The following is a 25958-nucleotide window of genomic DNA, read 5'->3' on the forward strand; positions in this document are numbered from 1 at the left end:
TAGGGGGCGCGTCAGACCACGATCTGGCGCAATTCGGGATAGAGTGCTGTCCGCTCCACGGCCACCTGCTGCCGGATCACCGACGCGAGCTTGCGCGAGGCGACGACATAGGCGGGCCATTCGGCCACTGCACGCGCGGTTGGCCAGGCGATGGTATGGTCCGAGTAGAACATCCGCATCTCGAAGTTGCCGGCCCGCAGCGCCTTCACGGCTTCCGCCCTGGCGCCGCCTTCGGCCGCGGCTGCGTTGAACAACTCGTCCATCGCCCGCCGCCGCGCCGCTACTGCGCGCGCGGTCCGGTATCGGATGCGGGACAGCTCCGCCACGTCGCAGCTGGGCAAGGCGAGCAGCGCTTCGATCGCCCCGATCGCCTGGAGCAGCGTTTCGTCGAGTGCGTGAAGATTCTCCATATAGTAGACATAGGAGAACTGCGGATACGAGGCCCGGCCGGAGGCGAGAATTAATCGCGTTCGCCGGCGCGTTGCAGGAGAAGCCGGGCCTGCGCCACGTGCATCGCCTCGATCATGCGATCGCGGAACCGCTCGGCCCCGCCCTGCGCTGCCGCCAGCAGCGCGCGGGCGTCGGCAATCTCGTCGGCGGTCGGGGCAAAGGCGAGCGCCGCCGTCGCGATCTGCCCGGGATGGATCAGGGTCTTGCCGTCGAAGCCGAGCGCACGGCCGTCGCGGCATTCGGCCTCCAGCCCTTGCGGATCGGCGAGCGCGTTGAACACGCCGTCGAGCGCCCAGCCGCCGCCCGCGCGCGCCGCCAGCACCACGGTCTGCAATGCGAGCGCCAGACCACCCCGCCCCGCCGCCGACGGAATGCCTAGGCTCGCCTTCAGGTCGTTGGTGCCGGCGATGAGACCCGCCACTCCCGGCGTTGCGGCGATGCCCGCCGCCGCCAGCACACCGGCAGGCGTTTCGATCATCGCCAAAATCGGCTTGCCGGCAGCGACGATCCGCGCAGCGGTCGCGGCATCCTCTACCTTCGGCACGACGACGACGGCGGCAGCCGAGGACGCCGCCGCGGCCAGGTCCGCTGCATGCTCCGCCGTGTCGGCGGCGTTGATCCGGATGGCGGCGATGCGCTCGCCGAACCCTTCCGCCATCGCCGCCACCGCGGCTTCCCGTGCCGCGGCCTTGTCCTCGGGCTTAACCGCATCTTCAAGGTCGAGGATGACCATGTCGCAGTCGAGCGTTCGCGCCTTGGCGATCGCCCGCGGGTTCGACGCGGGCAGGAACAGGGCGGTGCGGGGGGCGAGAGCCATGCTGGTCATCGCGCTTCTCTATGCTAGCACTAGGGACGATTGCGAGGGGAGTCGGGGCAAATGGACGTGCTTTTCGTGTTTCTGGCCGGGCTGGTGGTGCTGGTGCTGTTCTACCTGCTGGCCAGCGTGAAGATCGTGACCCAGGGCTATCAGTACACGATCGAGCATTTCGGCCGCTTCACCACGGTCGCGGCGCCGGGCTTCAACTTCTACCCCGCCTTCTTCTACCGTGTCGGCCGCAAGGTGAACATGATGGAGCAGGTGATCGATATTCCGGGCCAGGAGATCATCACCAAGGACAATGCGATGATCTCCACCGACGGAGTGGTGTTCTTCCAGGTGCTGGATGCCGCCAAGGCCGCCTATGAAGTGTCGGACCTGTACGTCGCGCTGCTCCAGCTGACGACGACCAACCTGCGCACCGTCATGGGCTCGATGGACCTGGACGAGACGCTTTCCAAGCGTGACGAGATCAACGCGCGGCTGCTCTCGGTGGTCGACCATGCCACGACCCCCTGGGGCGTGAAGATCACCCGCGTGGAGATCAAGGACATCCGGCCGCCGGCCGATATCGTCAACGCGATGGGCCGTCAGATGAAGGCCGAGCGCGAGAAGCGCGCCAACATCCTCGAGGCCGAAGGCAGCCGCCAGTCGGAAATCCTGCGCGCCGAGGGCCAGAAGCAGGCGCGGATCCTGGAGGCCGAGGGCCGCCGCGAATCCGCCTTCCGCGACGCCGAAGCCCGCGAGCGCGCCGCCCAGGCCGAGGCGGAGGCGACCCGGCTGGTGTCCGACGCGATCGAGTCCGGCAGTGCGCAGTCGCTCAACTATTTCATCGCGCAGAAATATGTGGAGGCAGTCGGCAAGTTCGCAACCTCGCCCAACGCCAAGACCATCCTGTTCCCGGTCGAGGCCACGCAGCTGATCGGCACGCTAGGCGGCATCGGCGAGCTGGCCCGAGATGCGCTGTCCGGCGGCGCGCCCAAGCCCCCTGCCCCGCCAGCGCCTCCGGCCCGCCGCCCGAGTCCGTTCGACCAGCAGGGTTGATCGCGCCGTTGGAATGGCTGCAACACCCGCCCCTGCTCTGGCTGATCACCGCGGTTGCGCTCGGGATCGCCGAACTGGTGGTGCCGGGCGTATTCCTGGTGTTCCTCGCCATTGCTGCGGCGATCATGGGTGCGCTGGCGCTGTTGTTCCCGGACCTGCCGCTCGCGGCGCAGCTGTTGGGCTTTGCCGGCTGGTCGGCCGTCGCGGTGCTGATCGGCCGGCGCTGGTATCAGGATTTCCCCGTGGCGAGCAGCGATCCCCTGCTCAACGATCGCGTCGCGCGACTGGTCGGCGAGATCGTCACCGTCGTCGAGCCGGTGAGCGACCATGGCGGCCGGGTCCGCGTCGGCGACGGCGAATGGCCGGCGCGCGGCCCCGATGCGCCCGCCGGTGCCCGCGTGCGGATCACCGGCGCCAACGGCGCTACGCTCCGCGTCGAGCCGCTTCCCACCCTTCCCCAGAACTGAAAATCATCGAGGTCGAATAGATGCGTACCACCCGTCGTGACGTGCTGCTCGGATCCAGCGCTCTCCTGGCTACCGGCGCGGTGACGCGCCCCGCGCTTGCCGCCGCCGGTCCCGCCGAGGCCCAGGCGCAGGCGCTGATCGACCGCACCGCGGAGGCGCTGCTGGTGCTCAACCCCGAGGGCGCGACGGGGCTCGGCATCGACAAGGGCGCGCGCGCGGCGCTCAAGCACCGGCTCGGCGACCGCACCCCCGCCGGGGTCGCCAAGATGGCGGCGCACCTCAAGGCGACGCTCGCCGAGATCGAGCGGATCGACGTGAACGCGGTCAGCCCCGAGATGCGCGTCCATCTCGACGTGATCCAGACCGCCTATGCCAATGGTCTGAAGGGCATGGCCTTCCCGTACGGCGACGTCGCAGTGGGGAGCTGGCGCAACACGCCGTACGTCGTGATCCAGAATGTCGGCGCCTATATCGACGTGCCGAAGATGCTCGACAGCGATCACCAGATCGCCACCCGCGACGATGCGGATGCCTATGTCGAGCGGCTCCAGGCCTATGCCGGCGCACTGGACGGCGAAACCGAGCGGCTGCAGCAGGCCGCGAGCGTGGGCGTGATCGCGCCCGACTTCCTGCTCGACAAGTGCCTCAAACAGATCCGCCTCGCCCGCAGCGGTGATCCGGCCACATGGGACGTGGTGACTTCGCTCGCCAAGCGCACGGCGATGATGCCGGGCGGCTATGCGGCGCGCGCCACGAAGATCGCCGGCGAGCAGATCGCACCCGCACTCAGCCGCCAGATCGCCGAACTTGAGAAGCAGCGGGCGCGCGCCACCGCAGACGCCGGCGTGTGGAAGTTCAAGGATGGCGAGGCCTATTATGCCTGGGCACTGAGCGCGGGCACCACCACCACCATGTCGCCCGACGAAGTCCATGCGATGGGCAAGGCGCAGCTGGCCGAGCTGCAGGCCGAGATGGACACGATCCTCAAGTCGCTCGGCTACACGCAAGGCAGCGTCGGCGCGCGGATGCGGGGCCTCGCCACCGACAAGCGCTTCGCCTTTCCGGAGACCGATGCCGGCCGCGCCGAGATCATCCAGATCCTCCAGAAGAGCATCGATGACATGCGCGGCCGCATGCCCCAGGCCTTCCACACGCTGGTGCCGGGCAATGTCGAGGTGAAGCGCATCCCCATCGTAGAGGAAGAAGGTGCGGCAGGCGCCTATGGCGGCCCGGGCACGATCGACGGCAAGGTGCCCGGCCGGCTCTGGGTCAACCTGCGCTCGACCGGCATCTGGACGCGCTTCAGCCTGCCCGACCTCGCCTATCACGAGGCGATCCCCGGCCATGCCTGGCAGGGCGAATATACCTTCAAGATGCCGCTGATCCGCTCGCTGTTGCAGTTCAACGCCTATTCGGAAGGCTGGGCGCTCTATGCCGAGCAGCTGGGCGACGAGCTGGGTGTCTATGCCGAGAACCCGGCGGCGAAGCTCGGCTATCTCCAGTCGCTCGGCTTCCGCGCCTGCCGGCTGGTGGTCGACAGCGGGCTCCACGCCAAGCGCTGGACGCGCGAGCAGGCGATCCGCTGGTTCGTCGAGGCGAACGGCTCGTCCGAGGATGAGGTGCAGGGCGAAGTCGACCGCTATTGTTCCTGGCCAGGCCAGGCCTGCGGCTACAAGGTAGGCCACACCGCGATCAACCGGCTGCGCACCCAAGCGAAGACTGCGCTCGGCGAGAGGTTCGACTTCCGCGCGTTCAACGATGCGCTGCTGCTGGGCGGCAACGTGCCGATGACGGTGCTCGGCCATGTGATCGACCGGCACATCGCGCAGCGGAAGGCGTGAGATGAAGGAGGCCCCGCCCGATCGCGGGCGGGGTCCTCAGGCGTGGCGCCAGCGCCAGAGCAGCATCGGCCGGGCGAGCGCGAGACCGATGAGAAAGCCCCCGATATGCGCCCAGATCGCGACGGTCACGCCGCCCTGCAGGAAGGCAAAACCCATCAGCAGGTTCACGCCAACCCAGGCTGCGGCGAGCCAGGCGATGTGGACCAGCTGCGCCGGGATCGGACCGATCGCCTTGGCGCGCTGGCGGCCGTAGAGCAGCGAATAGGCGCCGACCACCGCCGAGCTCGCGCCGCTGGCACCGATCATCGGCGCGGTCGACATCGGGCCGGCAAGCCATTGCGCAGCGCAGGCCGCATAGCCGCCGATCAGGTAGAGCGTCACCAGCCCCTTGGCGCCGATCGCCCGCTCCGTCTCGCGGCCGGTAAAGCCGAGCATCAGCATGTTCATGCCGAGATGGGCGAGGCCGCCATGGATCAGCGCGGAACTGAGCGGCGTCAGCCACGCCGGCACCACCAGCCCGGACAGGATCAGCCCGCCGGAAAGCCGCGCCGGGATGAACCCCGCGCCATATTGGATCTGCACCGCATTAGGCGCAAAATTGGCGATCAGGCTCACCACCACGGTGACGGCGACGATCACCGTCGTGGCGCTAAGCTTCCGCATGCCAGTCCTCAGATGAATTCGACCTTCGAGACCAGATAATAGCGGTCGCCCGCCGGCACCGACACCTCGACCTCTTCGTCGACCTTGCGGCCGATCAGCGCACGGCCGATCGGCGAGTTGTACGAGATTCGGCCCTTGCTGGCATCGGCTTCAGTCTGGCCGACGATCTGGTAGGTGACGGGCTTGTCGTCCTCGTCGAGCAGCGTCACCGTCGCGCCGAACACCACCTTGTCGCCCGAAAGCTCCTTGGGATCGATGATCTGGGCGCGGCTCAGCTTGTCCTCGATGTCGGCGATCGTCGCCTCGACCTGGCCCTGCCGCTCCTTGGCGGCGTGATATTCGGCGTTTTCGGAGAGGTCGCCATGTGCGCGGGCTTCCTCGATCGCGTCCACGATCAACGGCCGCTCGGCCTTCAGCCGCTTCAGCTCCTCGCTGAGCTTCTGATAGCCTTCCGCCAGCATCGGCATCTTCTCGACGGTCGCCATAACGCCCTTGTCCTTCAATACGCCCCCGGTACCGACCGTCGCCCGAAAACGACGTCCGCACACTTACATCGGTTGGGGAAATCCATTGTGCGAACGCGAATATTAAGACGCGAGACGAAAAACATCAAGGCGGGGGGAGGAAAACGCAAGATTTAGCCAACTAAGCCCCTCCCCTTTAGGAGCGTCAGGTGAACCGCGCCCCGCGCGGTTCAGGTCCGCCTGGGAGGCGGACCGGCCTGACGCTGGGTTGGGGTGGGGCTGAGTCTCACAGAGACCAACCAACGTTCTGGAATCCCTCCACCCCCAACCCCTCCTCCGAGGAGGAGGGGCTAAGGTTCGTCCCTCACCCCCGCGAGGCGAAATACGCCTGGATCGGCTGCACTTCGAACGCCTGGGCTCGCATCGCCGCAATCGCCCGCGCCGCCGCCACGCTGCCCGGTGCCGTGGTGAAATACGGCACCTTCTGCGCCAGCGCCGAGGCGCGGATGCTCATCGAGTCCTTGAGCGACTGCCAGCCTTCGGTGGTGTTGAAGATCAGCGCAACGTCGCCGTCCTGGATGCGGTCGACGATGTGCGGGCGGCCCTGGGCCACCTTGTTCACCGTCTCCACCGCAATCCCTTCGGCCGCCAGGAACTCGGCGGTGCCGCTGGTCGCGATGATCTTGAAGCCGAGCTCGGCCAGGATCTTCACCCCCGGCAGCACCACGGCCTTGTCGCCCTGCTTGACGCTGACGAACACCGTGCCGCCGTCCGGCAGCACCGTCCCCGCACCGAGCTGCGACTTGGCGAAGGCGGTCGCGAAGTCCTTGTCGATCCCCATCACTTCGCCGGTCGACTTCATCTCGGGCGAGAGCACCGGATCGACGCCGGGGAAGCGCGCCCAGGGGAACACCGCTTCCTTCACCGCGATATAGTCGATGTCGCGATCGATCTTGGGCAGGTTGGCCAGCTTCTCGCCCGCCATCACGCGACTGGCGATCTTGGCGATCGGCGCACCGATCGCCTTGGCGACGAACGGCACCGTGCGGCTGGCGCGCGGGTTCACCTCGATGAGGTAGACCTCGCCGTCCTTGACCGCGAACTGGATGTTCATCAGCCCCTTCACCTTGAGCGCGCGCGCCAGGGCGACGGTCTGACGCTCGATCTCCGCGATGATCTCGGCGGGCAGGCTGTAGGGCGGGATCGAGCAGGCGCTGTCGCCCGAATGGACGCCGGCCTCCTCGATATGCTGGAGCACGCCGGCCACGACCACATCGGTGCCGTCGGCGATCGCGTCCACGTCCACTTCGATGGCGTCACGCAGATACTGGTCGATCAGCACCGGCGAGTCGCCCGAGACCTGCACCGCGGTCTGGATATAGTCGTCGAGCTGCTGGAGGCTGTCGACGATCTCCATCGCCCGGCCGCCCAGCACATAGCTCGGCCGCATCAGCACCGGATAGCCGATCCGCTCGGCCACGCGCACCGCCTCGTCGCGGCTGCGGGCGATGCCGTTGGCGGGCTGCTTGAGGCCCAGCTTGGCGACGAGATCGGCGAAGCGCTCGCGGTCCTCGGCCAGGTCGATCGCGTCGGGGCTGGTGCCGAGGATCGGGATGCCCGCATCTTCCAGCGCCTTGGCGAGGTTGAGCGGGGTCTGGCCGCCGAACTGGACGATCACGCCGACCAGCTCGCCCTTCGACTTCTCGACCTCGAGGATCTCGAGCACGTCCTCGGCGGTCAGCGGCTCGAAATAGAGCCGGTCCGAGGTGTCATAGTCGGTGCTCACCGTCTCCGGATTGCAGTTGACCATGATCGTCTCATAGCCCGCGTCCGCCAGCGCGAAGCAGGCGTGGCAGCAGCAATAGTCGAACTCGATGCCCTGCCCGATCCGGTTCGGGCCGCCGCCGAGGATCACGATCTTGCGGCGGTCGCTCGGCTCAGCCTCGTTCTCGGGCTCGCCGAAGCTCGGCGCCTCATAGGTCGAGTACATGTAGGGCGTCTTCGCCTCGAACTCGGCCGCGCAGGTGTCGATCCGCTTGAACACGGGGCGCACGCCCAGCCGGTGGCGCAGCTTGCGCACCTCGGCCTCGGTGACGCCGCCGGAGATGGCATTGGCCACTTCGCCGATCAGGCCCGAGCTGCGCGCCATGACTTCGCTGCCCGCGCGGAGATTGACCGACTTGAGCGCGAGATAGGCAAGCCGCTTGTCGCTGAAGCCCATCGCCTTCAGGCGGCGCATGCCGGCCGCGTCCTGCGGCAGGCCGTTGGTGGCGACGTCCTTCTCGGCGTCGAGGATCTCGGCGATCCGCTCGAGGAACCAGGGGTCGTAGCTGGTGAAGCGCTGGACGTCCTTGACGCTGAAGCCCTCGCGCATCGCCTGGGCGGCGATCAGCAGCCGGTCCGGCGAGCGCACGGTCAGCGCCGCCTCGATCACGTCGCGCGGCGCGCCGACCAGCCGGTCGACATCGTTGAAGCCGCTGAGGCCGGTCTCCAGCCCGCGCAGCGCCTTCTGGATCGATTCGTGGATCGAGCGGCCGATCGCCATCACTTCGCCGACCGACTTCATCGCCGTGCCCAGCACCGCCTCGGCGCCCTTGAACTTCTCGAAGGCGAAGCGCGGGATCTTGGTGACGACGTAATCGATCGTCGGCTCGAAGCTCGCCGGCGTCGCGCCGGTGATGTCGTTGTCGATCTCGTCAAGCGTGTAGCCCACCGCCAGCTTGGCCGCGACCTTGGCGATCGGGAAGCCCGTCGCCTTGGAGGCGAGCGCCGAGGAACGGCTGACGCGCGGGTTCATCTCGATCACGATCAGGCGGCCGTCCTTCGGATTGACCGCGAACTGCACGTTGGAACCGCCGGTCTCGACGCCGATCTCCCGGAGACACGCGATCGATGCGTTGCGCATGATCTGGTATTCCTTGTCGGTCAGCGTCAGCGCCGGCGCGACGGTGATCGAATCGCCGGTGTGCGTGCCCATCGGATCGATATTCTCGATCGAGCAGACGATGATGGCATTGTCGTTCCGATCCCGGACGACCTCCATCTCATACTCCTTCCAGCCGAGCAGCGACTCTTCGATCAGCACCTCGGTGGTCGGCGACAGGTCGAGGCCCGAGCGCACGATCGCGATGAATTCCTCGCGATTATAGGCGATGCCGCCGCCCGAGCCGCCCATGGTGAAGCTGGGGCGGATGATCGCCGGCAGCCCGACATAGTCGAGCGCGGTCAGCGCCTCGGCCTCGGTATGCGCGATCGCCGAGCGGGCGCTTTCGAGCCCGATCTTGGTCATCGCGTCCTTGAACTTCAGCCGGTCCTCGGCCTTGTCGATCGCATCGGCATCGGCGCCGATCATCGTCACGCCGAACTTCTCCAGCGTGCCGTCGCGGAACAGCGCCAGCGCGGTGTTGAGCGCGGTCTGGCCGCCCATCGTCGGCAGGACGGCGTCGGGCCGCTCCTTCTCGATGATCTTGGCGACGACCGCGGGCGTGATCGGCTCGATATAGGTCGCGTCGGCCAGCTCGGGATCGGTCATGATCGTCGCCGGGTTCGAATTGACCAGGACGATGCGATAGCCCTCTTCCTTGAGCGCCTTGATCGCCTGCGTGCCCGAATAATCGAACTCGCATGCCTGACCGATGACGATCGGCCCCGCGCCGATGACGAGGATGGAGGAGATGTCGGTGCGCTTGGGCATCAGTGTTTCATTCCAGTTTCTGCGACGCAGCCCCAGCCATCATATTCCAGGCCGAAATACGCCTCTATCCGCAGGCAGAGCTCGGTTAGAGCGCGTATTGAAGCTTCGTCGGTGCGTTGTTCTCGTTCAAGGAAGAGCCAAAGGCCCCCATCTTCGCTTTGCTCGTCACCCAATACGGTGAACCCCAGCTCTTCCGCAGCCTCTTCGAGCGCGGCAAGCGCCTTGCCCGAGCCGCGAAAGCTCACGTCGACGGGACGAACGATCGCCGGGTTGTCACCGTTGGCGGCGAGATTCTGCAGCACGTCCTGATCCTGTGCCCATTCTTCCTCGAAGCGGGCGGGATCGAACGGCGGCAGGTTCACGCCATCATCCCCACGAACCGCTCGAACAGATAGAAGCTGTCCTGCGGGCCCGGGCTAGCCTCGGGGTGGTATTGCACGCTGAACGCCGGGCGGTCGGTGAGTTCGATGCCGGCATTGGAGCCGTCGAACAGCGACACATGCGTCTCGCGCGCATTGGCCGGCAGGCTCTCGCGCTCGACGGCAAAGCCGTGGTTCATGGAGGTGATCTCCACCGCGCCGTCTTCCAGCCGCTTGACCGGATGGTTGGCGCCGCGATGGCCCTGGAACATCTTGGTGGTCCGCGCACCCACCGCGAGGCCGAGCAGCTGGTGCCCGAGGCAGATGCCGAACAGCGGCTTACCGGTCTCGAGCAGCTGGCGGATCACCGGCACGGCATATTCGCCGGTCGCCGCGGGGTCGCCCGGGCCGTTGGAGAGGAAGAAGCCGTCCGGGTTGAACGACATCACCTGCTCGAAGGTGGCGGTGGCGGGCAGCACGGTCACGTCCGCGCCGGCCTGGACCAGGTTGCGAAAGATGTTGCGCTTCGAACCATAGTCGATCGCGACGACCTGCGGGCGCTTGCTCTCACCGCGGCTGGTGTCATAGCCGGCGCCGAGCTTCCACACGCCGCCTTCCCAGCCGAAATGCGTCTCGCACGAGACGGTGACGGCGAGGTCCATGCCCTCCAGCCCGGGCCAGGCGCGCGCCTTCTCCAGCAGCGCGTCGAGGTCGAACTTGCCCTCCTTCGAGTGCGCGATCACGCCATTGGGGGCGCCGCCGACACGGATCCGGCGAGTGAGCGCGCGGGTGTCGATGCCGGACAGGCCGATGCGATTGTGCTTCGCCATCCAGGCATCGAGATGCTCGGTGCTGCGGAAGTTCGACGGATCGGTCACGTCCTGGCGGACGATCATGCCCAGCGCATGGGGATCGTCGGCCTCGATGTCGTCGGGGTTGGCGCCGACATTGCCGATGTGCGGGAAAGTGAAATTGATGATCTGACCGGCGAAGCTCGGATCGGTCATGATCTCCTGATAGCCGGTCATCGCGGTGTGGAAGCACACCTCGCCGACGGCATCGCCTTCGGCACCGAATCCCCTACCCCACAATATCTCGCCGCTCGCCAGAACCAGAACGCCCGTGGCTCCAACGGGCATGGACAAGGGTTTGGCGTCGGCCATTTGGGGCGGGCACTCCTGCTTTGGGTTTGCGATGTTGCTAAGGGCCGCCCGCTAGACCCCCATGGCCGCAGCGTCAATCTGTTAAGTTTTTCGGGCGTCGGCTATGGTTCCCGGCTTACCGTAAAAAGATCGAGAGAAACGATGATTCGCGACGACATCAAGGCTGCGCTGGTTACTGCCATGAAGGGCGGCGACAAGGCGTCGACCGCCACGATCCGCCTGATCCAGAGCGCGATCAAGAACCGCGACATCGAAGCGCGCACCGGCAAGGCCCCCGAGGACGACGACGTGCTGGTCGTCGAGGTGCTGCAGAAGATGGTGAAGCAGCGCCGCGAATCGATCGAGATGTACCAGAAGGGGAACCGCCAGGAACTCGCCGACGCAGAAGCAGCGGAGGTCGTCGTGATCGAGCGTTTCCTGCCGACGCAGATGAGCGAGGCGGAAACGACGGCCGCGATCGAGGCGATCAAGACCGAGCTGGGCGCGGCCGGCATGAAGGACATGGGCCGGGTGATGGCCGAGCTGAAGGCCCGCCACGCGGCGCAGCTCGACATGAGCAAGGCCAGCGCGCTGGTGAAGGCGGCGCTGAGCTGAGACAAGGAAGCTCCCTCTCCCTTCCAAGGGAGGGGTTGGGGGTGGGTGCATGTTCACACACAGCAAGCTCTGGATGCAGGCACGCGCGAAAGAGCTCCGCCACAACCCCACGCCGATGGAGCAGAAGCTCTGGCACCACCTTCGCGCGTCGCAGCTCGAAGGGCTAAAGTTCCGCTTCCAGCATGTGATCGAACCGGCGATCGTCGATTTCTGCTGCCCGAGCATCGGGTTGGTGGTCGAGATCGACGGCGACACCCATGATGCGGACGCAGATCGCAACCGCGATATCGGGCTGGCGCAGCTAGGCTATACCGTCCTCCGCTTCACCAACCACGAGGTTGCGACCAACCTGGACGGCGTCCTCCAGACGATCGCGGATCGCGCACGCGGTCTCCCGATCCGGCAGTGGAACCGAGGCGTCACCCACCCCCCGGCCCCCTCCCTTGGAAGGGAGGGGGAGCGCTAGCGCCGACCGTTCTCACTTCCTTGCAAAGGAAGGGAGCGCCACGCCCTATCATTCCCCCTCCCTTCCAAGGGAGGGGGAGGGAGCCGCGCAGCGGCTGAAGGGGGTGGGTGATCCATCGCCGAACTGCCGCCCTCACCTTCCCGACTCACCCATAAAGGCGCATCACGCAGCAGTGTCCCTCACCCCCGCCTTTCTCGACGAGCTCCGCGCCCGCACCACGCTGTCCACCCTCATCGCCAAGTCGGTGAAGCTGCAGCGGGCGGGCAAGGAGTTCCGCGCCTGCTGTCCGTTCCACAACGAGAAGACCCCCAGCTTCTACGTCAACGACGACAAGGGCTTCTACCATTGCTTCGGCTGCGGCGCGCATGGCGATGCGATCCGCTGGATGACCGACCAGCGTGGCCTGCCCTTCATCGATGCGGTGAAGGAACTGGCGCAGGCCGCCGGGCTCGACATGCCCGAGCAGGACCGCCGCGCCGCCGAAAAGGCCGAGCGCGCCAAGGGCCTGCACGAGCTGATGGGCGACGCCGCCACCTGGTTCACCGAGCGGCTGAACGGCATCGAAGGCGCCGAGGCCCGCGCCGTGCTCCAGCGCCGCGGCATCACGCCCGAAATCGCGCGGACCTTCGGCCTCGGCTTCGCTCCCGACTCGCGCGGCAAGCTCAAGGAATCGCTGAAGGCGTACGGCGATCCGATGCTGGTCGAATCCGGCATGCTGATCGCCGTCGAGGGCAAGGAGCCCTATGACCGCTTCCGCGGCCGGCTGATGATCCCGATCCGCGACGTGCGTGGCCGGACGATCGCGTTCGGCGGCCGTATCATCGGCGAGGGCGAGCCCAAATATCTCAACTCCCCCGAGACACCGCTCTTCGACAAGGGCCGCACGCTCTACAATCTCGATCGCGCCCAGGCCGCCGCGCGCAAGGCGGACCGGGTGATCGCGGTTGAAGGCTATATGGACGTGATCGCGCTCGCCCAGGCGGGGTTCGGCGAGGTGGTTGCCCCGCTCGGCACCGCGCTCACCGAGCATCAACTCGAGCGGTTGTGGCGATTGTCCGAAGTCCCCCTGCTCTGCTTCGACGGCGACAGCGCCGGGCAGAAGGCTGCCCTGCGCGCGGCCCACCGCGCGCTGCCGATGCTCGCACCTGGCCGCAGCCTCGCCTTCGTCACCCTGCCCCAGGGCCTCGACCCGGACGACCTCGTCCGGTCGCAGGGCCCGGCCGCGTTCGAAGCGCTCCTCGCCAGGCCCGAGCCGCTGGTTGATCGCCTTTGGGCAAGCGAAGTCGCCGCGGGTCCGCTCGACACGCCAGAGCAGCGCGCCGGCCTCAAGCGCCGCCTGAGTGAACTTGCCGAACAGATTCAGGACTCAAACGTAAAGCACGAATATCTAGCAGAATTTCGCTCCCGCGCTGACCAGCAATTTGGCCGTGGCCCGCGCGACTTTCGCAAGGACCAGCGTGGCCCCGCCCCTGCCCGGTCGCAGCAGCGCGGCAGCCGCAATGCCCGCGGCGTGTGGCAGCCGCCCGAAGCGCCGCCCTCGCACCTGATCCGCGGCGTGCAGGCGAGCGGGCTCGATCCCATATTGGCACGTGCGGTGCTTGCCGGACTGATCCGCCACCCGGTCGAAATCGCCCGGCACATGGAGATCCTGGGGAGTCTGCGTAGTGCTTCGGGGGCTTTGGGCAGGCTATTCGAAGCCGTTGTCGAGGTCGCCCTCACCAATCCCGGCCTTCGTCAACTTGATAGCGAGGATTTCCTCACCATATTAGCCCGGTCCGGTTTCGATTCAGTGGCAAGCGAGTTGCTCCGCGCAGACACGCTCCCCTTCTCCTTCACGCGGCCCGCGGCCGACGTGACGAAGGCGCGCGAGGATCTGGGCGAGGCGATCGCGGTGATGGCGGCACAGCCCGCCGTCGATGTGGCGCTCGCCGAGGCGACCGCTGCCCTGATGCGCGACGGCACCGAGGAAGCGTTCGCCCGCCAGGTGGCGCTTTCACGGCAGCGGCAGGAGCTTCAGGATCGGCTTGCCAATCTGATGCTTGCGGAAGACGGCGTTTTTGAGGAATAGAGGCGGTGTAAAATTGCCGCCATCTGAGTTTCGAGGGATTTGATGGCGAAGGCGAACATGGCAGACGTCACGGACACGACCGACACGAGTGACGCGCCGCTGATCGATCTGAACGAAGGTTCGATCAAGAAGCTGGTCGCGCGTGCGAAAAAGCGCGGCTACATCACCGTCGACCAGCTCAACGAGATGCTGCCGCAGGACCAGATGTCCTCGGAGCAGATCGAGGACGTGATGGCCGCGCTCAACGACATGGGCATCAACGTCGTCGAGAATGAGGACGCGGGCGAGGACGCCGAGGCCGAGGATGATTCGGCCGACGACGCCGAGACTGCGGACAGCAGCGACGATTCCGCCCCTGCCTTCGAGATCGCGAAGAAGAAGGAAACCGTCGATCGCACCGACGATCCGGTGCGCATGTACCTGCGCGAGATGGGCGCCGTGGAGCTGCTCAGCCGCGAGGGCGAAATCGCCATCGCCAAGCGCATCGAGGCCGGCCGCGACACGATGATCCTGGGGCTCTGCGAGTCGCCGATCACGTTCAACGCGATCATCGGCTGGTCGACCGCGCTCAACGAAGGCACGATGCAGCTGCGCGAGATCCTCGATCTCGATGCCATGCTCTCCAAGGGTCCGTCGGCCGAGCAGGTCGAGGGCGCCGAGGACGACAATGGCGAGATCAGCGAATCGAGCACCGGCCCGACCTTCAAGGAAGAGGAAGAGCCCGAGGAAGTCGCATCGGACGAAGACGATGAGATGACCGAACGCCGTGCGCGCCGTCCGTCGGACGACGAGGAGGAGGACAACACCCTCTCGCTCGCCCAGATGGAAGAGCAGCTGAAGCCGCAGGCCCTCGAGAAGTTCGCCAACATCACCGCGATCTACAAGAAGTTCGGCAAGGTTCAGCAGCAGCGGCTCGACACCATGTCGGCCGGCGGCGAGTTCCCGGCCGCCGAGGAAAAGAAGTACAACAAGCTTCGCGAGGAGCTGACCGCCGAGGTGGAGAGCGTCCAGTTCCACCAGGCGAAGATCGAGTATCTCGTCGACCAGCTCTACAGCTTCAACCGGCGCCTCACCGCACTGGGCGGCCAGATGCTGCGCCTCGCCGAGCGCCACAAGGTCAGCCGCAAGGACTTCCTCGACCGCTATGTCGATCACGAGCTGGACGAGAACTGGCTGCCGACCGTGGTCGGCGTCGACAAGAAGTGGAAGGCGTTCGTCGAGAACGAGAGCAGCGCGGTCGATCGCATCCGCACCGAGATGAGCGAGATTGCCCAGCAGACGGGCATGACGCTCACCGAGTTCCGCCGCATCGTCAACATGGTGCAGAAGGGCGAGCGCGAGGCGCGTATCGCGAAGAAGGAGATGGTCGAGGCCAATCTCCGCCTCGTGATCTCGATCGCCAAGAAGTACACCAATCGCGGCCTGCAGTTCCTGGATCTCATCCAGGAGGGCAATATCGGCCTGATGAAGGCGGTGGATAAGTTCGAATATCGCCGCGGCTACAAGTTCAGCACTTATGCGACCTGGTGGATCCGCCAGGCGATCACCCGCTCGATCGCCGATCAGGCGCGCACCATCCGTATTCCGGTGCACATGATCGAGACGATCAACAAGCTGGTCCGCACCAGCCGCCAGTTCCTGCACGAGCAGGGCCGCGAGCCCACGCCCGAGGAAATGGCCGAGCGCCTGAGCATGCCGCTCGAGAAGGTGCGCAAGGTGATGAAGATCGCCAAGGAGCCGATCTCCCTCGAAACGCCGATCGGCGACGAGGAAGACAGCCATCTGGGCGACTTCATCGAGGACAAGAACGCGATCATTCCCGTCGACGCGGCGATCCAGGCGAACCTGAAGGAAACGGTCACCCGCGTCCTGGCGAGCCTCACCCCGCGCGAGGAGCGTGTGCTGCGCATGCGCTTCGGCATCGGCATGAACACCGATCACACGCTGGAAGAAGTCGGGCAGCAATTCTCGGTGACGCGCGAGCGTATCCGCCAGATCGAGGCCAAGGCGCTCCGCAAGCTGAAGCACCCGAGCCGCAGCCGCAAGATGCGCAGCTTCCTCGACCAGTAAGCGCTTCCCGAGCGGGACAGATAAACGGCTCCGGCATCCGCCGGGGCCGTTTTCATTTGGGACAATGCGCGGCGGGGAACGGAAATTCTGTCTTTCAAGATTAATTTCGGCGTAACCATCTTTCTACGCGCTTCGGTATGTTCGCTATGCGATCCCCTTCTGGCCGGCCGATGGCGGACGGCGCTGTCCAGATGAGGAAGGTCATGCTCTTGGATACCGCACCGATCGAGCATTTGTCGGGCGCCTGGGGCCCGATGGGGGCACTGGCGGGATCCGACGGCAGCGCCCGGCATCTGCATCTGCGCGCCCTTGGTGCCGCCGTCCCGCCCCGCCGGGACCTTGCCGATGCCGTGCATCACGTCGCGCGGCTCCACGGCCGCCACCCGGGCCTGATCGATTATGCCGCAGGCCACGCACAGCGCCCGGTAGAATGCGAGTGGCTTGAAGCCGCTGCCGAAGCTTTTGTGGAAGAGCGCGCCTATCTGGTCCGTCTGGTAGCCGCGGCAGGGCCCCTGCCCAGCACCCCGGGCCATGCCGAGAGCGAGGCTGCCGCGGCAGCCCAGCGCCACGCGCTCGACATGCTGGCTCAGTCCGATCGCGCGGGCTGTGCGACGGGCGCGGCGATCGCGCTGGCGATCGATTGGACCGCGATCCGTGCCGTTCTGGATCGTGCAGCCGCCAGCTTCGGCGTGGAGCCCGCGCCCGCACGCCTGCCGATCCCGGAAGAAACGGTCAGCGTGGTCGACGCACTGGCCCGCGAGGCCGCGCACGAACGCGCCATGCTGTTCGGCGCGCAACAGGTTTTCGCCCAGCATCGTGGGCTGTGGGACCTGCTCGAAGCCCGTGCGAGCGCCCGCAGCCACGGCTGACCTGTCCCCCGAGGTGGGTTGCATCGGGCCACCTTTCGGCCCACCTTCCTGCCATGCGCTTCGAAGGCACCCAGAGCTATGTCGCGACCGCCGACCTGAAGGTCGCGGTCAATGCCGCCGTCACGCTGCGGCGCCCGCTGCTGGTGAAGGGCGAGCCCGGCACCGGCAAGACGGTGTTGGCAACCGAAATCGCCAGGGCCGTGGGGGCGCCGCTGATCGAGTGGAACGTCAAGTCCACGACCAAGGCGCAGCAGGGCCTCTACGAATATGACGCGGTGGCGCGGCTGCGCGACGGCCAGCTCGGCGATCCCCGTGTGCACGAGATCGGCAACTATATCCGCAAGGGCAAATTGTGGGAGGCGTTCACCAGCCCCACCCTGCCCGTGCTGCTGATCGACGAGATCGACAAGGCCGATATCGAGTTCCCGAACGATCTGCTGCAGGAACTCGATCGGATGGAATTCCATGTCTACGAGACCGGCGAGAATGTTCGCGCGGCAGAGCGCCCGATCGTCGTCATCACCTCGAACAACGAGAAGGAACTGCCGGACGCGTTCCTGCGCCGCTGCTTCTTCCACTACATCAAGTTCCCCGATCGCGAGACAATGCAGGCGATCATCAACGTCCACTTCCCCGGCATCCAGAAGCTGCTGGTCAGCCGCGCGATGGACCTGTTCTACGAGATCCGCGAAGTGCCCGGCCTCAAGAAGAAGCCCTCGACCAGCGAGCTGCTCGACTGGCTCAAGCTGCTGCTCCACGAGGAAATGCCGCTGGAGGTGCTCCAGTCGCGCGATCCCAGCAAGGCGATCCCTCCGCTCCACGGCGCGCTGCTCAAGAACGAGCAGGATGTGATGCTGTTCGAGCGGCTCGCCTTCATGGCACGGCGGCAGAAATAGCGATGCGGCGGACGGGCAGCCTCCGGCGGTCAACGTAGTGGACGCTCTTCCTCCCGCAGGCGTAGTCTAGCGCCATGTTCCTTGCCTTTCTGGACGAACTGCGCGCCGCCGGCATTCCTGCCAGCCTCAAGGAACATCTGCTGCTGCTCGAGGCGCTGGACGCGCAAGTGATCGAGCCGACGCCCGAGGCCTTCTACTTCCTCGCCCGCGCCACCTATGTGAAGGACGAGGGCCTGCTCGACCGGTTCGACCAGGTCTTCGCCAAGGTCTTCCGAGGCATCACGAGCAACTATGGCGTCGCGCCGGCCGAGATCCCCGAGGAATGGCTCCGCGCCGTCGCCGACAAGTACCTGACCGACGAGGAGAAGGCTGCCATCGAGGCACTCGGCTCGTGGGAAAAGCTGATGGAGACGCTCCAGCAGCGGCTGAACGAGCAGCACGAGCGCCACCAGGGTGGCAACAAGTGGATCGGCACCGGCGGCACCTCTCCCTTCGGCAATGGCGGCTATAATCCCGAAGGCGTGCGGATCGGCGGCGAAGGCAAGCATCAGCGCGCGGTGAAGGTGTGGGAGGCGCGAGACTATCGCAACCTCGACTCCACCCGCGAGCTTGGCACCCGCAACATCAAGGTCGCGCTCCGCCGCCTGCGCCGCTTCGCCCGCGAAGGCGCGGCGGAAGAGCTGGACATCGACGGCACGATTGCCGGCACTGCGCGGCAGGGCTGGCTCGACGTGAAGATGCGGCCGGAGCGGCACAATGCGGTGAAGCTGCTGCTCTTCCTAGACGTCGGGGGGTCGATGGACCCGTTCGTCAAGCTCTGCGAGGAGCTGTTCTCGGCCGCCACCAGCGAGTTCAAGAACCTGGAATTCTTCTACTTCCACAACTGCCTGTACGAAGGGGTGTGGAAGGATAATCGCCGCCGCTTCACCGAGCGCACCCGCACCGCCGACATCGTCCACAAATTCGGCCAGGACTACAAAGTGATCTTCGTCGGCGATGCGTCGATGAGCCCATATGAGATCACCCATGTCGGCGGCTCCGTCGAGCACATGAACGAGGAGCCGGGCGCGGTCTGGCTCCAACGGGTAATCGATACCTACCCCGCCACCATCTGGCTCAACGTCCTGCCCGAGGCGCAATGGGGCTACTCCCACTCGGTGACGATGATCCGCGATCTGATGCGCGACCGCATGTATCCCCTGACGATTGCAGGGATCGATGCAGCGATGCGCGAGTTGAGTAGAAAGCGATGAGTACGATCCGCGACATGCTCTACCGTTGGCGCCGGCGCCTGTTCGGCAGCTACACGATCGCCGACCCCCGGCCGATGGCCGAGGCCGCGCCCTATACCTTCTTCCTGCCCAGCGAGAACGAGGTGCTGGCGCTGCGTGCCGGCGACCTTGCCAAGCTGATCTTCCAGTCGACGCCGCCCTCGCGCGACTATGCCGCGGAGCGGATGTGGGTGGAGATCACCCGCGCCGAGGGCGAGAAGCTGTGGGGCCGGCTGGACAATGTGCCGCTCGACATGCCGCAGCTTCGCCCCGGTAGCGAGATCGCCTTTCGTCGCGGCGACGTGATCGATCTGCGCTGGGGCGAAAACCGACCGGTACGCCCGCCCTCGGCACCCGCCCGGCGGCAGTATGACGCGCGCTGCCTGGTCGACAGCTGCGTGCTCGAGCAAGGCGCGGCGGTCCATTATCTCTACCGCGAGCTGCCGCTGCCCCCCGGCGTCGGCGATGAGCCCGACAGCGGCTGGCGCATCCGCGGCGATTATCGCGGGCTTGAAGACGAGGTGATCGGGGCGCGCGCGATCGAGTGCGTGTCGCTGGGCCGTGTGCTCAACATCGACGACAGCTGGGTCCACCTGATCGACGCCCCCACCGGCTCCGCCTATGTGCGGAACTGGGAGAAGGATGTGTTCGAGCCGGAGTCGGCGGCTGCGGATTGAGGCGCGTTGGTCAGACTCCGACCGCTACCGCCCATTGGCAGACATCACCCCTTCAATTAACTCGCACCCGGACAAACCCGTGCTCGACGAAAATCCGTCGCGCCTCCTCTCGATCTTCTGGTGTCCTCGGTCCGTCAGCCAACGTCACGTCGACAGTAGGCAGGAAGCGAAGCCAGCGCCTTCGCCCTTCTAGCTCCCGGATCGATTCGCCGATGAAGGCGGCGGCGCGCTCTGGGTCAGCGATCAGGCGGCCGTCAGACGAGAAGGGGGAGCTGCTTGTTCTTGTAACCGTCTCTCCCGTCGTAAGGTTTGTCAGATGGACGTGATTCCGAGAAACGGCTGCTTTGTAGCGTACGGTGAACATGCTGCGCGATGTAGCATATCGGGTGATGCCATGTCCGCTTCCCACCAACCTCGGCCACTCGACGATCTGTCTGAATAAACCGCCTGAACCCTCAGCGGTTCAAAGCTTCTCCACCGCCTTGTCGATCCGCCGCAGCAGCGCGCCGTCCTGGGCGCTGCGGCGCACGGCCTCTTCCGCCAGCCCCATCAGGCTGGTCGCGCCGAAGCTGCCGGCCAGGCTCTGCAGCCGCAGCGCGGCGCCCGCCCATTGCTCGGCCCCCTTGGAGGTCTTCATCATGTCGACCGAACGGTTGACGCTTTCGAGGAACGCGTCGCGCAGCTCGGCGATCAGCGCGGGGTCGTCGCCCACGGCGGCGGCGAGGCTCGTATCGATTGCACCGGGATCATAGGCCATGGCCGCACCCTAGGGGCATGATCGTTAACCGTTCGTTGCCAACCCGGTCTTGGTCCGCGCGGCAAAGCTGGTACAGTGGCCGGATGACTGGGGGCTCCACTGCTGAATCCGCCGTACCATCCGACATCCTGCCCACCGAACCGCCGGTGCTGGCCGAGAGCCTCGTGATCGACGATCCCGCACCCGAAGCGGCGCTGGACGGCCATGCGCCGTCGCAGTTCGGCTGGGTCGCGCCGCTGGTCGCGATCGCTGCCGGGGTTGGCGCCACCTATGGCATGGCGTCGCTCGCAATGCCCGCCTGGCACGAGCCGATCAGCGATTTCCAGCGCGTTCAGCTGCTCGCCTCGCTGTGCGTGCCGGGCGCGCTGGTCGCGCTGCTGTACCTGATCGTCGTGCGCACCAGCGCCAGCGAAGCCCGTCGCTTCGCCGACACCGCGCGAGCGATGCGGGCGGAAGCCGAGGCGCTGGAGACGCGCACCGCCGCCCTCACCGATCGCCTGGTCGCGCAGCGCCGCGCGATCGCCGAGCAGGAAACCGGCTTGTCGGTCCTCAGCGATGCCGCCAGCGAGCGCCTCGCCCATGCCGCCGCCAGCGCCGCGCGGCAGGCCGAGACGATCGCCGCCAGCACCCAGCAGCTGAGCGCCATGACAAGCGCCGCCGAGCACAGCGTGGCGGTCATCCTGGCGTCCCTCCCCAGGGCGCATGAGGAGATGCGCGGCCTCGCCGATCGCGTCGACGCCGCCGGTCTGCAGGCGGGGCAGACCGCCGCCGCGCTCGACATCCAGCTGACCGTCCTTGCCGAACGCGGCCGCGAGGCAGATCGCCTGGCCGGGGGCGCGGCCGAGCGGCTGGCGGCGCACATCTCGCGCATGGAAGCGACTAGTGAAGCGGCGAGCAGCCGGCTGGAACAGGTGACCGACCAGATGTCGGCCCAGGTCGATGCGGTGCTTGATCGCGCCGCCGCCGCCGTCGACCAGTCCCGCCAGGGCATCGCCGCACAGGGCGAGGCGATCCTTGCGATGCTGAGCACCAACCAGGCCGCGCTCGAACGCGCCAGCGAGGACAGCAGCGCCGCGATGGCCCAGCGCATGGCGCTGATCGAGGACGCGATCATCCGCATCTCGGCACGGCTGAGCGAGGAACAGCGGCGCAGTGACGCGCTGTTCGCCCGCCTTTCCGAAGGCGCAACCGAGTTCGACCGCGAGCTGGAGGTACTCCACGCCGCCGGCACCCGCCGCACCGAGGCGCTGGCGACGGCCATCCACAGCCTCCACCAGTCAATGGACGGCATGACCGATTCGATGCGGACCGGCGAATCCACGGCGCGCGGGGTGATTGCGACGGCGGAGGACCTGCTCACCGCACTCGACGCCGCCGCGCGCGAGATCGACGAGACCATGCCCGCCGCACTGGGCCGGCTCGACGAACGGATCGACATCACCCGCAAGCGCATCGCTGCCTCCAAGCCGGAGCTGCTCGGCCTCGTCACCGCCGCCGAATCGACCCACGACGCGGTGGAAGGAATTGCCGCCTCGGTCACCCGGCAGCAGGCCGCACTAGAGCGCAGCCGCGTCGCGCTGGTCGAAACGCTGGCGACCGCCGCGGATCATGCGGAGACGCTCAGCCGTGCGGTGGACGGCGCGATCGCCCATGCCAACAGCTTCACCAGCGACGCCGCTCCCGAGTTGATCGAAACGCTGCTCCGCGTCCGGGACAGCGCCAACAAGGCCGCCGATCACGCGCGCGAGGCAGTCGACGGCATCGTGCCGGCAGTGAACCGCGTGCTGCAGGACGCCACGGACACCGCGATCGAGCGCGCTGTGGAAATCTCGGTACGCCAGCAGGTCGACACGCTTACCAAGGCGGCCGATGCCGCGATCGGTGCCGCAGCGCGCGCCGCCGAGCATCTCCGCGCGCAAATGACCGTGCTGGAGGACGCAAACCGCCTCGCCGAGGCGCGCATCGCCGAGGCGCGGGACGCGCAGGAGCGTGCCGAAAGCGACGGCTTCGCCCACCGCATGGCGCTGCTGATCGACGCGCTCCACTCGACCTCGATCGACATCGCCAAGACCTTCTCGGCCGAAGTGACCGACGGCGCCTGGGCCGCCTATCTCAAGGGCGATCGCGGCGTGTTCACCCGTCGCGCGGTACGGCTGCTTGCCCCGCACGAGGCCCGCGAGATCCACCGCCTCTACGATCATGACGACAGCTTCCGCGACAACGTGCATCGCTATGTCCATGATTTCGAAACGATGTTGCGCCAGGTGCTGGGGCTGCGCGAAGGCAACCCGCTGGCGGTGACGTTGCTCTCGTCGGACGCGGGCAAGCTCTATGTGGCGCTCGCCCAGGCCATCGAACGTCTGCGGAACTGAGCGCGCGGCTGCGCAACGAAGCGTTAGGGGGCTGACGCCGCGGGGAATGACGGTTGAGCGTCCGGGCTCCTACCGCGCAGGCGGGCGGCGAGTGGATTCGCGGACGATCAGCGTCGCCGGCAACATCAGCGGTTCGCTTGAATCTACTGCGCGGCCTGCGCAGGCGTCGATGATCCGCTCCACTGCCTTGGCGGTGATATCGGCGATCGGCTGCGAAACGGCGGTAAGCGCAGGGCTGGCGAAGCGCACGATCGGCGTGTCGTCAAAGCTGACCAGCGAAACGTCGTCCGGCACGGTCAGCCCCCGCCCCCGCACCGCCGCCAGCGTCGCCAGCGCCGTCTGGTCATTGGCGGCGATCACGGCGGTAACATCGGCCCGGTCCAGCAACGTGCGCGCGGCGACGAGGCCGGCGTCGTAGGAAAAGTCGCCCGTTTCCAGCAGCCCCTCGGACGGCAGCCCCGCCGCTGCCATCGCCGCGCGCCAGCCTTCGACGCGCCAGGCGCTCAGTTCATATTCGTCAGGCCCGGCGATGAAGCCGATGCGGCGGTGCCCAAGCGCCAGCAGATGCTCGGTCGCCAGCCGGGCGCTGCCGCGATCGTCCTGCACCAGCATGTGCCCCGGCCCCGCCGCCACCGATCCGATGCGCGCGATCTCGATCCCCTTCTCCGCCAGCAGCTTGAGGATGACCGGGTTCTGCGAATGCGGCGGCGTGAGGATCGCGCCATCCGGCTGGAGCGCGGCGATGGCCGCGCCGATCTCGCGCTCGAGCTGATCGCTCCGCGTGTCCACCAGCTCGACGATCATGCGGTAGCCATGCGCGGCGCAGGCCAGCATGCCGCCCAGCAGCATTTGGTCTACCCAATCCCGCCCTTCGCGCGCGCGCCAGTCGGCAATGGTCCGCTCGCGATCGTTGAGCGCGAGGATGAGATAGGAACGCGATCCGCTCATCCGCTGCGCCGCCAGCGACGGCACATAGCCAAGCTTGGCGATCGATGCCTGCACCCGGTGCAGCATCTCCGGCCGCACCCCGGGCTCCTTGTTGATCACCCGGCTTACCGTCTGCAGCGAGACGCCGGCATCGGCCGCGACATGGCGAATGGTCACGGACTGGCGCCTACGAGACATGGCTGTTCCTCTCCCCTGCTTCTTCTTCGCTCAGCGGCTCAGCTGCCGCAACAGATAGGCGCGCAGCTGCCCCGCCGTCTCCGGCGTCAACGGGTCGAGAATGCCCCGCCCACCTTCCGGCAGATGCGCCGTAACGGCCTCGCCCGGCGCGAAGACATAATGTTCGAACACGCTGCGCCAGTGCGCCCGCGCCTCGGCCGGCAGGTCACGAAGGGCGAACAGCGCCATCAGCAGTGCGTCGTGCGGTTCGGCCAGCCATGCCGGCCGCGTGCGCCACCAATAGTTGATCATCACGTTCAAATCATCCAGCGCCTCGACATGGTGCCACCACAGGCTCGGAATGCGCAGCGCATCGCCGGGTGCCAGCACCACCGTACGGGCATGGCGCAGCGCTTCGCGGAAGCGGGGGAAGCGTGCGAAATCCGGCGCATGGAAGTCGATCATGCTGATCGCGCGGCCGCCGGGCGTGTTGTCCAGCGGGCCGGGATACAGGTTCGCGAACTGGTCCGGCGGGAACAGCGTGAAGCGGCGATGGCCGATCGCAGTACAGACAAGGTTGTCGGGCTCGTCGCAGTGCGCCGCTACGCGGGTGGAGGTGCCGATCCAGATGGTGGCGGCCAGCCCATCGCGAGGGCCAAGCGGCATCGGGTTCGCCTCGGCCAGGCCGGGGAAGAAGCGCGGCACATCGGTGGAGGCGATGTAGCGCAGCGGCGCATCCGCCTGCCCCTCGCCTGCTTCCATCGCCGCGAAGATCGTGTCGATCCGCGCGCGGCGCGTGCGGTGGTTCATCCCCATCGCGGCATCGTAGAAGATGCGGTTGCCGGCACCGGCCTCGCCTTCGGCATAGGTGAGATCGGTATCGCGTGCGAACCGTGCCAGATAGGCGCGCGCCTGCGCTGCGCCCCGGTGCCCGGCGGCGACCAGCGGCCAGTCGGCGACCAGCCCGCGCACCACGAAAGGCTCTGCCGATCCGGCAAGCGCCGCGTCCAGCGCCTCCCGGTCGGCTGCCGCGATTTCCGCGATTGGCCGCAGCCCATCGAACAGATCGGCGGGATCAGCCATTGGTATCCCGACGCTGCAGGCGCGCGATCAGCGGCGCGATGTTGGCGAGCGACGCCAGCGCCATGGTGATCGGCAGCAAATGCCCGTCCCGGTGGAGTGCGCCTAGCGCCTCGCCGTCGAGCGCCAGAAATCGTTCCTCATGGATGCCGTGAAAGTCGACGATCTGCCGGGCATTGCCCTCGGCATCGTCGAAGCGGATCGACACCGGCTCCAGCAGCTCGTGCCGCTCCAGTGCATCGAAAAAGTCAGGCGCGGCGCGGTAGCCGCGGTCGAGGCGCTCCAGCCCCTCCAGCACGGCAGCGAGAGAGGCACTTGGGCCGCCCTCTCCGTCGAACAGCGGCAAGGCCTCCTCGTACTGCGGGTCACCCGGTGCCAGCACGCGGGGGCTGGCAGCGTCGAGATAGAGCTGCGGTACGTCTCCGCCCGCCGGCGGCGGACCAATCAGGAAGGGCCGGGTCGCCATCGCCAGCGGCAGGCAAGATGCGTTCCAACGATCGCCGTCCAGATACAGGTTCTCGCCCGGTGCGAAGCCGAACAGCGCGACCGCCTGGAAGCCATCGCGCGCGGCGGTGCGCTGGAACAGGATCGGATAGGCGTTCTGCACCTGGCGGAACTCGCCGGGCACCACGAGGCAGAGCTGGACGGCGTCGCCGTGCGCCGCGCCCCGCCGCGGGTCGATACGGACCGATCGATGGTCTTCGATGGTCACGCGCTGATGATCGGTCATTGATGTGTCCCCAATCCCCGCCCGCGGCGTTGGCACGCCGCG

Annotated in this window: 23 protein-coding genes; 12 read left to right on the top strand and 11 right to left on the bottom strand. The window is 67.0% G+C overall.

Features of this window, described 5'->3' with window-relative positions; translation table 11 throughout:
- Positions 1 to 11 precede the first annotated feature (11 nt).
- The gene (locus tag V7E00_RS07985; RefSeq protein WP_333572091.1) at positions 12 to 410 is read right to left on the bottom strand and encodes a hypothetical protein; all 399 of its coding nucleotides are present in this window, start codon (positions 408 to 410) and stop codon (positions 12 to 14) included.
- Between the two features lie 50 nt (positions 411 to 460).
- Entirely contained in the window at positions 461 to 1276 is an 816-nt protein-coding gene (locus V7E00_RS07990; RefSeq protein WP_333572092.1) for an HpcH/HpaI aldolase/citrate lyase family protein, read from the bottom strand.
- Between the two features lie 51 nt (positions 1277 to 1327).
- On the opposite strand from V7E00_RS07990, the gene V7E00_RS07995 reads away from it, so the two are divergent.
- From V7E00_RS07995 to V7E00_RS08005, 3 genes are read left to right on the top strand one after another with little or no spacing between them, the layout of a single operon-like run.
- Positions 1328 to 2311: an SPFH domain-containing protein gene (locus tag V7E00_RS07995; RefSeq protein ID WP_333572093.1), complete on the top strand. Its 984-nt coding sequence runs from the start codon at positions 1328 to 1330 to the stop codon at positions 2309 to 2311.
- Positions 2312 to 2319: 8 nt separating this feature from the next.
- Positions 2320 to 2778 carry an NfeD family protein gene (locus V7E00_RS08000; RefSeq protein WP_333572094.1) on the top strand — a complete coding sequence of 153 codons (459 nt, stop codon included), beginning with the start codon at positions 2320 to 2322 and terminating at the stop codon, positions 2776 to 2778.
- A gap of 20 nt (positions 2779 to 2798) precedes the next feature.
- Entirely contained in the window at positions 2799 to 4619 is a 1821-nt protein-coding gene (locus tag V7E00_RS08005) for a DUF885 domain-containing protein (RefSeq protein WP_333572095.1), read from the top strand.
- Positions 4620 to 4655: 36 nt separating this feature from the next.
- On the opposite strand, the gene V7E00_RS08010 is transcribed toward V7E00_RS08005, so the two are convergent.
- The 5 genes from V7E00_RS08010 to carA form a co-directional block, all read right to left on the bottom strand.
- Positions 4656 to 5282 carry a rhomboid family intramembrane serine protease gene (locus V7E00_RS08010; protein ID WP_333572096.1) on the bottom strand — a complete coding sequence of 209 codons (627 nt, stop codon included), beginning with the start codon at positions 5280 to 5282 and terminating at the stop codon, positions 4656 to 4658.
- A gap of 8 nt (positions 5283 to 5290) precedes the next feature.
- A complete protein-coding gene (gene greA, locus V7E00_RS08015) occupies positions 5291 to 5767 on the bottom strand; it encodes a transcription elongation factor GreA (protein WP_121079359.1) in 477 nt (158 codons plus the stop codon).
- A 343-nt stretch (positions 5768 to 6110) separates the two neighbouring features.
- Positions 6111 to 9440, bottom strand: a complete 3330-nt coding sequence (gene carB / locus V7E00_RS08020) for a carbamoyl-phosphate synthase large subunit (RefSeq protein WP_333572097.1) — start codon at positions 9438 to 9440, stop codon at positions 6111 to 6113.
- Entirely contained in the window at positions 9440 to 9802 is a 363-nt protein-coding gene (locus tag V7E00_RS08025; RefSeq protein WP_333572098.1) for a ribonuclease E inhibitor RraB, read from the bottom strand. Before V7E00_RS08025 ends, carB begins: the two co-directional genes overlap by 1 nt.
- Positions 9799 to 10962, bottom strand: coding sequence for a glutamine-hydrolyzing carbamoyl-phosphate synthase small subunit (gene carA, locus V7E00_RS08030; RefSeq protein ID WP_333572099.1), 1164 nt, complete (start codon positions 10960 to 10962; stop codon positions 9799 to 9801). Before carA ends, V7E00_RS08025 begins: the two co-directional genes overlap by 4 nt.
- A gap of 141 nt (positions 10963 to 11103) precedes the next feature.
- On the opposite strand from carA, the gene V7E00_RS08035 reads away from it, so the two are divergent.
- From V7E00_RS08035 to V7E00_RS08070, 8 genes are all read left to right on the top strand, one after another.
- Complete coding sequence (locus tag V7E00_RS08035; RefSeq protein WP_333572100.1) at positions 11104 to 11556, top strand: GatB/YqeY domain-containing protein; 453 nt, start codon at positions 11104 to 11106, stop codon at positions 11554 to 11556.
- Between the two features lie 49 nt (positions 11557 to 11605).
- On the top strand, positions 11606 to 12022 hold the full coding sequence (locus V7E00_RS08040) for an endonuclease domain-containing protein (RefSeq protein ID WP_333572101.1): 417 nt from the start codon (positions 11606 to 11608) through the stop codon (positions 12020 to 12022).
- Between the two features lie 172 nt (positions 12023 to 12194).
- The gene (dnaG, locus tag V7E00_RS08045; protein ID WP_333572102.1) at positions 12195 to 14090 is read left to right on the top strand and encodes a DNA primase; all 1896 of its coding nucleotides are present in this window, start codon (positions 12195 to 12197) and stop codon (positions 14088 to 14090) included.
- A gap of 42 nt (positions 14091 to 14132) precedes the next feature.
- Positions 14133 to 16160, top strand: a complete 2028-nt coding sequence (rpoD, locus tag V7E00_RS08050; RefSeq protein WP_333572103.1) for an RNA polymerase sigma factor RpoD — start codon at positions 14133 to 14135, stop codon at positions 16158 to 16160.
- Between the two features lie 203 nt (positions 16161 to 16363).
- Positions 16364 to 17029, top strand: a complete 666-nt coding sequence (locus V7E00_RS08055) for a DUF6975 family protein (RefSeq protein ID WP_333572104.1) — start codon at positions 16364 to 16366, stop codon at positions 17027 to 17029.
- A gap of 53 nt (positions 17030 to 17082) precedes the next feature.
- Complete coding sequence (locus V7E00_RS08060) at positions 17083 to 17925, top strand: AAA family ATPase (RefSeq protein ID WP_333572105.1); 843 nt, start codon at positions 17083 to 17085, stop codon at positions 17923 to 17925.
- A gap of 74 nt (positions 17926 to 17999) precedes the next feature.
- Positions 18000 to 19178: a vWA domain-containing protein gene (locus V7E00_RS08065; protein WP_333572106.1), complete on the top strand. Its 1179-nt coding sequence runs from the start codon at positions 18000 to 18002 to the stop codon at positions 19176 to 19178.
- On the top strand, positions 19175 to 19873 hold the full coding sequence (locus V7E00_RS08070) for an immunity protein Imm33 domain-containing protein (RefSeq protein ID WP_333572107.1): 699 nt from the start codon (positions 19175 to 19177) through the stop codon (positions 19871 to 19873). The genes V7E00_RS08065 and V7E00_RS08070 overlap by 4 nt, the downstream gene beginning before the upstream one ends.
- A 463-nt stretch (positions 19874 to 20336) precedes the next feature.
- On the opposite strand, the gene V7E00_RS08075 is transcribed toward V7E00_RS08070, so the two are convergent.
- Entirely contained in the window at positions 20337 to 20630 is a 294-nt protein-coding gene (locus V7E00_RS08075; protein WP_093292741.1) for an Hpt domain-containing protein, read from the bottom strand.
- A gap of 83 nt (positions 20631 to 20713) precedes the next feature.
- Here V7E00_RS08075 and V7E00_RS08080 point away from each other — a divergent pair, with 83 nt between their 5' ends.
- The gene (locus tag V7E00_RS08080; RefSeq protein WP_333572108.1) at positions 20714 to 23002 is read left to right on the top strand and encodes a hypothetical protein; all 2289 of its coding nucleotides are present in this window, start codon (positions 20714 to 20716) and stop codon (positions 23000 to 23002) included.
- 69 nt (positions 23003 to 23071) lie between these two features.
- Here V7E00_RS08080 and V7E00_RS08085 read toward each other — a convergent pair whose 3' ends face one another.
- The 3 genes from V7E00_RS08085 to V7E00_RS08095 are packed head-to-tail and all read right to left on the bottom strand — an operon-like array spanning position 23072 to position 25916.
- Entirely contained in the window at positions 23072 to 24127 is a 1056-nt protein-coding gene (locus V7E00_RS08085) for a LacI family DNA-binding transcriptional regulator (protein WP_333572109.1), read from the bottom strand.
- A 30-nt stretch (positions 24128 to 24157) separates the two neighbouring features.
- Entirely contained in the window at positions 24158 to 25189 is a 1032-nt protein-coding gene (locus V7E00_RS08090) for a cupin-like domain-containing protein (protein WP_333572110.1), read from the bottom strand.
- A complete protein-coding gene (locus V7E00_RS08095) occupies positions 25182 to 25916 on the bottom strand; it encodes a SapC family protein (RefSeq protein ID WP_333572111.1) in 735 nt (244 codons plus the stop codon). Before V7E00_RS08095 ends, V7E00_RS08090 begins: the two co-directional genes overlap by 8 nt.
- Between the last annotated feature and the right edge of the window lie 42 nt (positions 25917 to 25958).

Source organism: Sphingomonas sp. (genome assembly GCF_036731925.1).
Classification (GTDB): domain Bacteria; phylum Pseudomonadota; class Alphaproteobacteria; order Sphingomonadales; family Sphingomonadaceae; genus Sphingomonas.